The following is an 11,678-nucleotide window of genomic DNA, read 5'->3' on the forward strand; positions in this document are numbered from 1 at the left end:
AATTTAGGAAGACTAGCTTCAAGGAGGTTAACTACGACCTCTATCTATACAATTATTATCCCATAAGAAAGTGGGATTGAGAACAAAATGTAGTATTTATTACTACAACTATAATATACGAGGAGGTGATTTTATAAAAAAGCTTAACAGATTTTTATTCATTATTTCAATATTTGCAATAACTTATATATGCATTACTAGTATATCCTATGCTATTTATGGTAATGAAGATGATATCGATATAAAAAGCATTGAATGTAATTCACCGATTTGAAAAATAATAAAGTAGCTAGGTTTAAAAAATTAAATTAATCTAGCTACTTTGCTTTGGAGTTGTGAATAATTTTATTTATTTTCTTATTTATTGCCATACTTAGTTTTGAATTATTGCTATATTGTGAAAAAACAATAGTTGACTGCAAACTTTTTTCATAATTTCCATTTGTTCTATACAAGGTTATAAATTTTACAAAATTAAGATAAATTAGTCCGTCTATTGAAGATAACTTACATGATAATCGTAATCCTTCATTTATTGTTTCCATTGTTTTATTAAAATTTCCATAATACTTATAGAAATTCGCAAGATTATTACAAGCTGCTATTTTTATTATAGAATCCTTATCTTGATTTTTACATTTTTCAAGTATTTCTAATGAGTCAATATTTTTAAAAGATTTTGAACTTGTAGCTATATTTAATAAAATACGTAGTTCTATAGAAGATAAATCTATATTAGAAAAATTCCCCCTCTTTATCTTTGACGAGCTTAGGTCTTCAAAGTTATTTTTTAAATCATCATCGCTTGCTTCATCATTTAAGTAATTGATAAAAAGTTCTAATAGGTCTATTTCATATCTTTTCGCTTGTAGATCTCGCTTATCTTTTATTAAGTTAATTTTTTCTAATAAGTCTCTCTTTATTTCTTCGCTTAAAAATATTGCATTTATATCTAGTGATTTTTTTATTTCTTCTAATAAATAATAATTCCCATAAATATATTTCTTGTATAAACTTAAAATATCAAGATTATATACTTTAGATAGTTCTATTAGGCTATCTACTGAAGCAGACCCTATCTCCCCTCTTTCAAGTCTTCCTATTGATCTTTGGCTCAAATTTGCTATTTCAGCTACATCTGCTTGCCTTAGCCCCTTAATTTCCCTTATTTCTATTAATTTTTTCCCAAATTCTTTTCTCTGATTTGTCATACTAGCCTCTTTAACTCTCATTCTCTTATCTATAATATCATAAGTAAACTTTATTTTAAAGAAATAATCTACTAGGCATAGCTTTATAATTTTCTTTATGGATTAATTATAAAATTCTACTAAAAAAGGACTCTTGCGTAGATAGCAATAGTCCTTAGTCATTTTAGTAGTTTGTTTTTTCTTTAACTTTAGCTGCCTTACCTTGACGATCTCTTAGGTAGTTTAGTTTTGCTCTTCTTACCTTACCACGTCTGGTTACTACTAGTTTTTCTATTCTTGGGTTGTGATATAGGAAGGTTCTTTCTACTCCTACACCATATGATATTCTTCTTACTGTGAAGGTCTTGCCTACTGTTCCTTCGTTGATGTAGATTACTGTTCCTTCGAAGTCTTGTAGTCTTGTCTTGTCGCCTTCTTTGATTCTGTAGCTTATTCTTACAGTATCACCTACATTAAAGTCAAAGTTTTCTTCACGTAGGTTTTCACTTTCTATTTTTTTGATTAAATCCATTTTTGCTCTCCTCTCGTAAGTACTTTTCGTATAGGTCGTATCTTACTCTTTTTGTTTTTTCTATTGCATTTTTCTTATTCCAAGCTGCGATTTTCTTGTGGTCTCCACTTACTAGTTCATTTGGTACATGGTAACCGTTGAATACTCTTGGCTTGGTATATTCGTCTTGTTGCAACAATATATTGTAGTGAGAATCTGTTGTTAATGACTCTTCCTTACCTACTACTCCATCTATAAATCTTGCCATTGAGTCTATTAGGACCATAGCAGGGATTTCTCCACCTGTAAGTACATAGTCTCCTATAGATATCTCATAGTCTACATAATGATTTGTTATCCTTGCATCTATGCCCTCGTAATGTCCGCATATGATTATCAAGTGTTCAATACTTGCAAAGTCGATTGCTAACTTCTGATTTAAAACTTTTCCTGTAGCCGACATAAAGGCTACTTTTGAATTTGCTTTCTTGACTGATAACAGCGCATCATATATTACTTGAGGTCTTATTAGCATTCCGGCTGCCCCGCCGTATACTGTATCATCTACGTGATTATGCTTGTTGTTTGCAAAATCTCTCATATCTACTATTTCTAGGTCTAATTTTTGATTTTGTATGGCCTTTCCTATTACTCCATAGGTCTTTAGAAATTCAAAAGATTCTGGAAATAAGGTTAGGAGTGTTACTTTATTCATAGTCACTAAAATTTTCTACTTCTATAAATCCTTTTTCAGTATTTATTTCTTTGATAATAGCTCTTAAGGCTGGTAAGAGTACTTCGCCTTTATCTGTTTGAACTAGGTATACATCATTTGGGTATACTCCGCTTATTACGTCTTTTATTTCTCCTTTTATTTGCCCATCGGAGATTACTTTTAGTCCGTAAAGTTCGTGGATGTATATTTCGCCCTCTGCAAGTTTGCCTAGATCTTTTTCATCGATTGTGATATCTTTGCCTACAAACTTTAGGACATCGTTGATATTATCGTATTCTTCAAAGCCTATTATTACTTGGTTTTTTTTCTTAAAAGATTCTCTTATGGTTAAAAGTTCATCTTCTATGAAGACTTTGGATCCCTTCTCAAATCTTTTTTCATTGTCTGTTAGGCTATTTACCTTGAGATTGCCACGGATGCCGTGGCTGGCTACTATCTCTCCTACTGAGATTCTCATATTTTTATATTTACCTTAACATTTTCCTTTATAGCTGCGCTTCTTGCGATAGTTCTTATGGAGTTTATGATATTGCCTCTTACTCCTATTACCCTACCCTTGTCTTCTTCAGCTACTTTTATTAGTATGTTTACTTCGCTGCCTTCTCTATCTTCGATGATTTCTACAGCGTCTTTGTCGCTTACTAATTCTTTTACTATTAATTCAACTAGTTCTTTCATAATTATGCTAATACATCATTGTCTTTGAATAGCTTTTCTACAATAGATGTTGGTTGTGCACCGTTTTTGATCCATTGTTTAGCTTTTTCATTGTCAATTCTAAATACTTTTGGTTCAGCAACTGGATTGTAGTAGCCTATCTCTTCGATAAATCTACCATCTCTTGCTCTTCTAGAATCTGCTACAACTACTCTGTAGAATGGTTTTTTCTTTTGTCCCATTCTCTTTAATCTAATTTTTACTGCCATTTTTTCCTCCTTATTTTTTAAAAGAAAGGCATTTTTGGAAATCTTCTGCCTCTTTTTTGATTTGCTTTAAATCCGCTCATCTTTTTCATCATTTTTTTAAGCTCTTTAAATTGTTTAAGTAGCTTATTAAGTTCACGGATATCTACTCCAGAACCATTTGAAATCCTTACTTTTCTACTTTTTCCAATTATTTCTGGGTTATCTTTCTCTTCTTTTGTCATAGAATTGATTAGGGCTTCTATCTTGTCAAATCCGGCATCATCCACATTGACACCCTTTAACATTTTAGAATTTACTCCCGGTATCATTGCAAGTAGATCTTCTAGAGGTCCCATATTCTTGATTTGTTGGATTTGCTCCATGAAATCATCTAGGGAATATGTCTGCTCTCTCATCTTTGCTTCTAATTCTTTGGCATTTTCTAGAGAAAATTGTGCTTCGGCCTTTTCTATTAGCGAAAGTACATCTCCCATACCAAGGATTCTGCTTGCCATCCTGTCTGGATGGAAAGGCTCTAAGTCATCAAGTTTTTCACCAACACCTATAAATTTGATTGGCTTGCCTACAACCTGTCTTATGGAAAGTGCTGCCCCGCCTCTTGCATCACCATCTAGCTTTGTTAGGATTACTCCTGTTATATCTAGGTAGTCATCAAAGGTTTTGGCTACATTTACCGCTTCTTGACCTGTCATAGCATCTACTACCAAGAGAATTTCATCAGGTTTGACACTTTCTTTGATATTTTTAAGCTCTTCCATGAGCTCATCATCTATCTGAAGCCTACCTGCTGTATCTAGGATTACTGTGTCGTAATTATTATGTCTAGCGTATTTTTTGGCCTCGGTAGCTATAGTGACAGGATCAGTTTTGCCCATTTCAAATACGTGGGTATTCGCTTGTTTACCTACTACCTTTAGCTGTTCTATAGCTGCTGGTCTGTAGATATCTAGGGCTGCTAACATTGGATTTCTGTTTTCTTTTTGTAAGAGTTTTACAAGTTTACCAGAATGGGTGGTCTTACCAGAACCTTGTAGACCTACCATCATTACCATATGAGGGGTAGAGCCTCTTAGATCTAGCCTTGAATTTTCCTTACCCATTAGCTCAGTTAATTCTTCATTTACTATCTTGACTACCATTTGCCCAGGAGATAGGGATTTCATCACATCTTCTCCAAGGGATCTTTCCTTGATAGTCTTTACAAAGTCTTTTACAACCTTGTAATTAACATCCGCTTCTAATAGAGAAAGTCTTATCTCCCTCATAGCAGTGTCTATGTCTTTTTCATTTAATTTTCCTTTTCCTGTTAGTTTTCCAAGGGCTTCTTGGAGTCTATCAGCAAGGTTTTCAAATGCCATATAAGCTCCTAAATCTTTTCAATTACTATATTTAACATCTCAATTGCTTCTTTATTATTTGAACTTTCAATCAGCTCTCTTATATCATAAAGAGCTCCTACAAGTTCCGTTTTGCTTTTAAGTAAAGAAAGCTCATCTTCAAACTCAAATAATTTATCAACACTCCTATTGATCATATCTGATATAGCCTGCTTGGTTCTGCCGGTATTATCAGCTATTTCCTGAAGGGATAAATCTTCGTTATAATAGCAATTTATAACATCTCTTTGCTTTTCATTTAGAAGTGCGCCATACATGTCATATAACTGGGCTACTTTTACAATTTTTTCCATATTATCACCTGTCAATATTTTTACTTGACTCGATTATTATACACGCTATTTAAAGCCATGTCAAATAATTTTCTTGACCGCATTTATAAATATATTTCAATAAAAAAAGCCATAGTTTTTGGCTTAATTTTCCCAACTATGGCTTATATATTTTATGGAAGATTGAAGAATGGATTTATTCCCCTATCTTCTTCACTATTTTTCTCATTTGGTCTTGCTTGTTTATATTCATCTACATTTGATGAATCAAGGGTAAATTTAAAGTCGACTTTCATTTCCTTACCATCTCTTACAAGGCTAATTTCAGCACTATCACCTACGGCATAGCTTAAAAGAATCTTCCTTAGGCCAGACATATCCTTTACTTCCTTACCATCAATTGCTGTAATGATATCACCCTTTTGTATTGAATCATCATCTGAAAAGACGCTTACTACATAAATACCGTGGTCAGTTCCTAGGTCCTTATCTTTTAGGTAGGACATTTGTTTTAGGTAGTCGATTGATTGGCCGGTAATGCCAAGGTAGACAGAATCAAATTTGCCCTTTTTCCTAATTGTGTCAATAACTGGTTTAACAGTATTAATTGGAATAGCAAAGCCAATGCCATCAGAATTACCGGCCTTTGCAGTATTTATACCAATTAGCTGGCCCTTAGAATTTAGAAGAGCTCCACCAGAGTTACCAGCATTAATTGCCGCATCAGTCTGCATTAGTCCATCCATTTGGACTCCTGTATTAAAGGCGACACTTCTATTAAGTCCTGAAATTATACCGGATGTGACTGTTGATTGAAGCTGGAATCCCAAAGGATTACCAATAGCCACAACCCTATCACCGACACCAATCTCATCGCTATCACCAATATCAATAGCCTTGAGATTCTTATTATTTGAATCTACCTTAATTACAGCAAGGTCTAAGGATGAATCATTCCACACAAGCTCTGCTGGAGCAGTCTCACCATTATTAAACAAAACATTTATTTCCTTAGCATCTCCATCGCTTACAACGTGAGAATTTGTTACAATATAGCCATCCTTGCTAACAATAGATCCAGAACCAATTCCCTCTACATAACCTGACTGAGGTCCAAAAAATGACTGCCTAGTCACCTTAGATACAGTATTTATGCCTACAACAGAATCAATTGATTTTTTAACCACAACCGACTCCATAGATGCATTATCCTTAATCTCAATTGGTGTAGAATTTTCTTGCCTTGTTTCTATTTGATTTGTATTATTATTAACTTCCCTTTTATTAGTCTTAGCACCTGCTAGTAGGAAATATACGATAAATCCACCAACAATAGCACCAAGAAGACCAGCAGCAAAAGTAGCAAATCCGCCACCAGATCTCTTATATTTTCTATTATTCATACTTTCCTCCTATTTAATAATATATACCCAATTTATGCTAAAAAAATGAATTCTTAATTAAATTTATATAAAATTCTTAATTTTTATGTAAAAGCCTTAAAATTCAAACAAATTTTCAAATAAAAAGGAGAGAAATTAATCTCCCCTATTAGATTATTTGACCTTATCGATATAGGCTCCATAGCCCTCCTCATCCATCTTGCTAAGAGGAATAAAGCGCAAAGCTGCTCCATTAATACAATATCTAACGCCGCCCTTATCCTTTGGACCATCATTAAAGACATGACCTAAGTGAGAATCTCCTCTTCTAGATCTAACCTCAACCCTATCCATATTGTGGGACTTGTCACCCCTATAATTGATATTGCCACCAATTGGCTTTGTAAAAGAAGGCCAACCGCAGCCAGCTTCATACTTATCCTTTGAAGAAAAAAGTGGCTCGCCGCTGACCTTATCAACATAAATTCCTGGCTCATCAAAATCATCATATTTAGATGAAAAAGGCCTCTCAGTTTGATTTTCTTGGGTAACCTTGTACTCTTCCTCGCTAAGCTTATCTTTCAAGGCATTTTTATCCTTAGTAAGGACATCCTTCTTAGAAGCCAAAGGCTCATCTGCAAGGCCAATATTGATATGGCAATAGCCGCCAGGATTTTTATCTAGATAATCTTGATGATAGTCTTCAGCCAAGATAAAATTTTTCAAAGGCTCAACTTCAACAACAATTTTCTTATCATAGCCTTCCTGTTTTTGTCTAATAATTTCATCGATAATTAGCTTATCATTCTCATCAGTGTAGTAAATTCCAGTCCTATATTGCCTACCCTCATCATTGCCCTGCTTATTAACAGAAGTCGGGTCAATAATCCTAAAATAATATTCCAAAATATCCTGCAAAGCCACCACATCTGAATCATAAGAAATCTTAACAGTCTCGCTATGGTCAGTAGCACCTATTTTCTCATAAGAAGTAGCATCTGTTTTTCCATTAGCATAACCTACATCAGTATCAAGGACGCCAGGAATTTTCTTAAAATACCCCTCAACACCCCAAAAACACCCACCAGCTAGGTAAATTTCTGATGAGTTTGTAGACTTAGGAAGTACTTCATCATGACCAGAATCATTAGAAGACCTATTAAAAAACTTAAAACCAATAAAAACCACAAACAAAGCCATTAAGGCATATAAAATTCTATATTTTTTCATAAAAATCCTCTTAATTTTTTTATAATTCTACCATAGATATGATTAAAATCTAATAAAGGTTAACAAAAACAGCCTTTATAATAATATAAAATGATTATAAGCATAATTATCGGGTAATTACTTTTATAAGACAGGTGTTAGATAATAATAGATAAAGGAGAAGTTATGATAGACTTAATTATTATTTTAGTGACAATATTTTTCCTCGTAATCGCTATGTATCAAGCTGATAAAAATAAAAATAAAAGTAAAAAGAGTATTCCTTATAAATTATCTAAGATGATTGCAAACATACTAAATTTTGTTACTTTTTTAGATACTCAAGAGGTTAATAATATAATTGATGATATAGAAAATGAAAATAATAAAGAGAAAGATTAGAATAAAAAAGTCTTATGACCTAAACCCCAAAAACCAGTATATAGATTGTGAGGTTTTTCTATGCCGAAATACACACAAAAGAATTAAAAATTAAATAAGTAGTTAAATATTTGCCAGTGCAATCATGAAAATATATAGATTTCGATCCTCATATACTAATAGTCAACACTCATTCTATAGATAAATTATAGTGGATAACCCCGCGTGTGCGGGTACTACTCATCAAGTTCAGCCTTATCTAAATCTTTTAACAAGGCACGGCCAGCAAGGTTGTTTTTAGCAGATGCCGTCATAAGAGCCTTATCAAAAGCATTGTTTATCCTAATATTTTTAATTTCAGCTGCATAAGATTCATCCTTAGACTTATTTTCTGCTTGGAAATCTGATATTTGCTTTTTCAAAGCCTCAACATCCCCCTTAGAATCTTTAAGAGCCTCTAGTTGGTCATCCTATCCTTTAGATCAGTCTTAAATTTGTTTTTTTCATCATTTACTTCCTTAAATCTCTCATAAGGCACATAAGACTTTAATTCTTCCAGGGACTTTTCCTCAAGCTTAGAAGCCAACCCTTCATCCACACCTAATTTTACAAAATCTTCCTTTTTCATTCTGTCTCCTTCATAAACATTTTTACCTTTGTTCAGTCCAACATATATGACTTGTTCTTTAACGTCTTCAATACAAAAAGACGGTATAGACCGTCTTAATTAACTATTAAATTTCAACTAAAAAAGCACACTTTAAAATTATATACAGTGTGCTTTTAATAACCTATGTCATAACTTTTATAATTTTTTCTTTCTGTAAATGGAGTTTTATTTTTCCAAACATCCAAATCACTATGTTTCATAATGGAATAAGCCTTATCCTGATTTTCCTCTTTTTTTATAGAATTAATGAACTGATTCCATTCATTCATATCTGAAACCATTGTATAGGCTTTTTCAGGATTTCCATTAAAAAACAAATCCCCCATCTCTATAACTTGTTCTTTTAATAACATTTTACACCTCACTTAATCAAGAGATTATAAACGCCAATTATTTCTAACTTAACTTCTATTTTAAACTATAAGTCAATTATTACTTTGATATAAAAATTCTTCCTCATCAAGTCATATATTTGATATATCTCTACCCATTTTTGCATTATTTAAATAAATTTCTACAATAAAAAGCACACTCTAAAAAGAATGTGCTAATTTACATAAGTGGGACTGCCCCCTCTCCCACATCTCCATAAAAATGGCGTTATCGGCAGATTTCTTAACCTTTATGCTTACTTATATTATACTACAAATTATCATTTTATTTTTCAACATATAATGTATAATGATATTAGTAAGTAGGGTTTCCTCGCTCATTAAAAAAAATTTTAGAGTAATCTAATAAGCTTGGTGGGGAACCCCTACTTTTTCTTTTTAAATATACCTACAAATTTACCTTTTGTAGTTATCATTATTCTTTGCAAATCTCCCATACCTAGTAAAGGTGCCAATATCTGGCACCTCAAAAATCACACCGCGTGTGCGGGTACTACTTTACGTATTTTTGTATTATTTGCTCGTTCATAGGATCACCCCCGCATGTGCGGGTACTACGCATTCCAAGTTCTAGACTTAGATACTTTCTTAGGATCACCCCCGCGTGTGCGGGTATTACTGGAGTCTGTGGAATTGCAGCCCCAAGTAATAGGGATCACCCCCGCGTGTGCGGGTATTACAGTAGAGGAGATAACAATGTTACAAGTAAAAGAGGATCACCCCCGCGTGTGCGGGTATTACGTTGCTTGGCCTGCTTTTCAGGTCATAGCCGATGGGATCACCCCCGCGTGTGCGGGTATTACACTAAAATTATCCCTATTTTTAGCCATTTTTATTTTTACTATAATGCTATTTTATTCACTTTATTTTCTACTATCATTGTAACATATAAACTTTGTATTATGAAATTAAATTAATATGAAATAATAGACAGAAAAAGAGGAATGTCGAATAATCAACATTCCTCTTAAATTCTGGCGCGTCATTGAGGATTCGAACCCCAGGCCTTCTGGTCCGTAGCCAGACGCTCTATCCAGCTGAGCTAATGACGCATAATAAAAACCAAGCAAGCCACAAGATAGGCTAGGCTTGGTTTTTTTCTTTATTTAATTTGGAGCGGATGACGAGATTCGAACTCGCGACCCTCGCCTTGGCAAGGCGATGCTCTACCACTGAGCCACATCCGCATATTAATCCATAAGATTAAATTTGGAGCTGATGATAGGACTTGAACCTACAACCTATTGATTACAAATCAATTGCTCTGCCAATTGAGCTACATCAGCATCTATTTTTATTAAAGGGTTGGGCAGGATTGGTAAAACCAATCCTAAATGATTGCCAATATCCACAATTGATGCAATCAATTTTTAAATATAAGTTCTGTGGCGACCTAGATGGGATTCGAACCCAGTCCCTTACAGGGTTTCAAATCGCAAGATTTGAAATCTTCGAGACGAACGTTAGTGAGTCCGAAGAACTCTTCCGCCGTTACGGCGGACCTTGTACGAAGTCACTTCTAGGTTGCATTATTATATTGGCGACCTGGATGGGATTCGAACCCACGACCTCCGCCGTGACAGGGCGGCATTCTAACCAGCTGAACTACCAGGCCTCATCAACATTTTATTATAGGATAACAAAATGTAATGAGCAATATTTAATTGCTTTTGGTGGAAGTAACAGGGCTCGAACCTGTGACCCCCTGCTTGTAAGGCAGATGCTCTCCCAACTGAGCTATACTTCCATATGGTGACCCCACCGGGATTCGAACCCGGGATACCACCGTGAAAGGGTGGTGTCTTAACCGCTTGACCATGGGGCCTTAATTTAAACATTAATTCAAGTATTTAATTCTATTTTGTTCACACTATACGAGCGGTAACCAGACCTACCATCCAATTGTTTCACAATTGGGGTTAGGGGCTTCGAACCGCTTGACCATGGGGCCTTAATTTAATTGAACCATAAAAATTAATACCATAGGCTATACTAGTCTATGGTCAATTTGGTGACTCCACCGGGATTCGAACCCGGGAAACCAGCGTGAGAGGCTGGTGTCTTAACCGCTTGACCATGGAGCCATATAGCTCCTAGGTCAAATAAGCTAAGAGCTTATAAAAAAATGGTAGCGAAGAAGAGACTTGAACTCTTGACACTCCGGGTATGAACCGAATGCTCTAGCCAACTGAGCTACTTCGCCATAATTACTTCCATTTGATATGGAATTTTGGTTGCGGGAGCAGGATTTGAACCTACGACCTCCGGGTTATGAGCCCGACGAGCTACCAGACTGCTCTATCCCGCGATATTTACTTGGCGCTCAGGGTGGGACTCGAACCCACAACCTACCGGTTAACAGCCGGGTGCTCCACCATTGAGCTACCTAAGCCCATTTAAGATAGAATTATCCTAGGTTTCCCTAGAATATCTATATAAGTTTCAATTTTTAACCTAGCTGACAAATGTCAGCTAGGTTTAGATTGTTTGGCGACTTCCTACTCTACCACCCAGTTGCCCAGGCAGTACCATCGGCGTTATGAGGCTTAACTTCTGTGTTCGGTATGGGAACAGGTGTATCTCTCATGCAATCATCACCATATTTTTTGAAC

At 34.8% G+C, this 11,678-nt stretch carries 14 protein-coding genes, 10 tRNA genes, 1 rRNA gene and 1 CRISPR repeat array; of the genes, 1 reads left to right on the forward strand and 24 read right to left on the reverse strand.

Annotated elements, in window-relative coordinates; translation table 11 throughout:
- Window positions 1-317 precede the first annotated feature (317 nt).
- From NH286_RS09720 to msrB, 10 genes are all read right to left on the reverse strand, one after another.
- A complete protein-coding gene (locus NH286_RS09720; RefSeq protein WP_265238584.1) occupies window positions 318-1,211 on the reverse strand; it encodes a helix-turn-helix domain-containing protein in 894 nt (297 codons plus the stop codon).
- A gap of 163 nt (window positions 1,212-1,374) precedes the next feature.
- Window positions 1,375-1,722, reverse strand: a complete 348-nt coding sequence (gene rplS, locus NH286_RS09725) for a 50S ribosomal protein L19 (RefSeq protein ID WP_106460746.1) — start codon at window positions 1,720-1,722, stop codon at window positions 1,375-1,377.
- A complete protein-coding gene (gene trmD / locus NH286_RS09730; protein WP_265238586.1) occupies window positions 1,694-2,416 on the reverse strand; it encodes a tRNA (guanosine(37)-N1)-methyltransferase TrmD in 723 nt (240 codons plus the stop codon). Before trmD ends, rplS begins: the two co-directional genes overlap by 29 nt.
- The gene (gene rimM, locus NH286_RS09735; protein WP_106460748.1) at window positions 2,409-2,894 is read right to left on the reverse strand and encodes a ribosome maturation factor RimM; all 486 of its coding nucleotides are present in this window, start codon (window positions 2,892-2,894) and stop codon (window positions 2,409-2,411) included. Before rimM ends, trmD begins: the two co-directional genes overlap by 8 nt.
- Window positions 2,891-3,115 (reverse strand): KH domain-containing protein, encoded by a 225-nt coding sequence (locus tag NH286_RS09740; RefSeq protein WP_106460749.1) that lies wholly within the window; start codon window positions 3,113-3,115, stop codon window positions 2,891-2,893. The genes rimM and NH286_RS09740 overlap by 4 nt, the downstream gene beginning before the upstream one ends.
- Window positions 3,116-3,117: 2 nt before the next feature.
- Window positions 3,118-3,363, reverse strand: coding sequence for a 30S ribosomal protein S16 (gene rpsP, locus NH286_RS09745; protein WP_106460750.1), 246 nt, complete (start codon window positions 3,361-3,363; stop codon window positions 3,118-3,120).
- Window positions 3,364-3,380: 17 nt separating this feature from the next.
- Window positions 3,381-4,721 carry a signal recognition particle protein gene (gene ffh, locus NH286_RS09750; protein ID WP_106460751.1) on the reverse strand — a complete coding sequence of 447 codons (1,341 nt, stop codon included), beginning with the start codon at window positions 4,719-4,721 and terminating at the stop codon, window positions 3,381-3,383.
- A gap of 8 nt (window positions 4,722-4,729) precedes the next feature.
- Entirely contained in the window at window positions 4,730-5,053 is a 324-nt protein-coding gene (ylxM, locus tag NH286_RS09755; RefSeq protein ID WP_106460752.1) for a YlxM family DNA-binding protein, read from the reverse strand.
- A gap of 152 nt (window positions 5,054-5,205) precedes the next feature.
- Window positions 5,206-6,435 carry a S1C family serine protease gene (locus tag NH286_RS09760; protein WP_265238589.1) on the reverse strand — a complete coding sequence of 410 codons (1,230 nt, stop codon included), beginning with the start codon at window positions 6,433-6,435 and terminating at the stop codon, window positions 5,206-5,208.
- A gap of 153 nt (window positions 6,436-6,588) precedes the next feature.
- The gene (gene msrB, locus NH286_RS09765; protein ID WP_265238591.1) at window positions 6,589-7,644 is read right to left on the reverse strand and encodes a peptide-methionine (R)-S-oxide reductase MsrB; all 1,056 of its coding nucleotides are present in this window, start codon (window positions 7,642-7,644) and stop codon (window positions 6,589-6,591) included.
- Window positions 7,645-7,809: 165 nt separating this feature from the next.
- Between msrB and NH286_RS09770 the strand changes: the two genes are divergently transcribed.
- Window positions 7,810-8,025: a hypothetical protein gene (locus tag NH286_RS09770; protein ID WP_265238593.1), complete on the forward strand. Its 216-nt coding sequence runs from the start codon at window positions 7,810-7,812 to the stop codon at window positions 8,023-8,025.
- Window positions 8,026-8,240: 215 nt separating this feature from the next.
- Here the strand turns inward: NH286_RS09770 and NH286_RS09775 are convergent, their stop codons facing one another.
- The 14 genes from NH286_RS09775 to rrf all read right to left on the reverse strand — a co-directional run bounded on the left by NH286_RS09775 (window position 8,241) and on the right by rrf (window position 11,668).
- A complete protein-coding gene (locus tag NH286_RS09775; RefSeq protein WP_265238596.1) occupies window positions 8,241-8,426 on the reverse strand; it encodes a phage scaffolding protein in 186 nt (61 codons plus the stop codon).
- 35 nt (window positions 8,427-8,461) lie between these two features.
- On the reverse strand, window positions 8,462-8,632 hold the full coding sequence (locus tag NH286_RS09780; protein ID WP_265238598.1) for a hypothetical protein: 171 nt from the start codon (window positions 8,630-8,632) through the stop codon (window positions 8,462-8,464).
- A 155-nt stretch (window positions 8,633-8,787) separates the two neighbouring features.
- A complete protein-coding gene (locus NH286_RS09785) occupies window positions 8,788-9,027 on the reverse strand; it encodes a hypothetical protein (protein WP_265238599.1) in 240 nt (79 codons plus the stop codon).
- A gap of 569 nt (window positions 9,028-9,596) precedes the next feature.
- A CRISPR array of direct repeats spans window positions 9,597-9,869; the repeat unit is 28 nt; unit sequence GGATCACCCCCGCGTGTGCGGGTATTAC.
- Between the two features lie 172 nt (window positions 9,870-10,041).
- Window positions 10,042-10,118, reverse strand: a tRNA-Arg gene (locus tag NH286_RS09790).
- Between the two features lie 60 nt (window positions 10,119-10,178).
- A tRNA-Gly gene (locus NH286_RS09795) sits at window positions 10,179-10,253 on the reverse strand.
- 23 nt (window positions 10,254-10,276) lie between these two features.
- A tRNA-Thr gene (locus tag NH286_RS09800) sits at window positions 10,277-10,352 on the reverse strand.
- Between the two features lie 252 nt (window positions 10,353-10,604).
- Window positions 10,605-10,681 (reverse strand) — tRNA-Asp (locus NH286_RS09805).
- A gap of 56 nt (window positions 10,682-10,737) precedes the next feature.
- Window positions 10,738-10,813, reverse strand: a tRNA-Val gene (locus tag NH286_RS09810).
- A 3-nt stretch (window positions 10,814-10,816) separates the two neighbouring features.
- A tRNA-Glu gene (locus tag NH286_RS09815) sits at window positions 10,817-10,891 on the reverse strand.
- 184 nt (window positions 10,892-11,075) lie between these two features.
- Window positions 11,076-11,150, reverse strand: a tRNA-Glu gene (locus tag NH286_RS09820).
- A gap of 42 nt (window positions 11,151-11,192) precedes the next feature.
- Window positions 11,193-11,269 (reverse strand) — tRNA-Met (locus NH286_RS09825).
- Window positions 11,270-11,297: 28 nt separating this feature from the next.
- Window positions 11,298-11,374, reverse strand: a tRNA-Met gene (locus NH286_RS09830).
- Window positions 11,375-11,383: 9 nt separating this feature from the next.
- Window positions 11,384-11,458, reverse strand: a tRNA-Asn gene (locus NH286_RS09835).
- 93 nt (window positions 11,459-11,551) lie between these two features.
- Window positions 11,552-11,668: ribosomal RNA gene (gene rrf, locus NH286_RS09840) — 5S ribosomal RNA — on the reverse strand.
- Window positions 11,669-11,678 lie beyond the last annotated feature (10 nt).

Origin of the sequence: Anaerococcus sp. NML200574, from assembly GCF_026131665.1 — a bacterium.
Classification (GTDB): Bacteria; Bacillota; Clostridia; order Tissierellales; family Peptoniphilaceae; genus Anaerococcus; species Anaerococcus kampingae.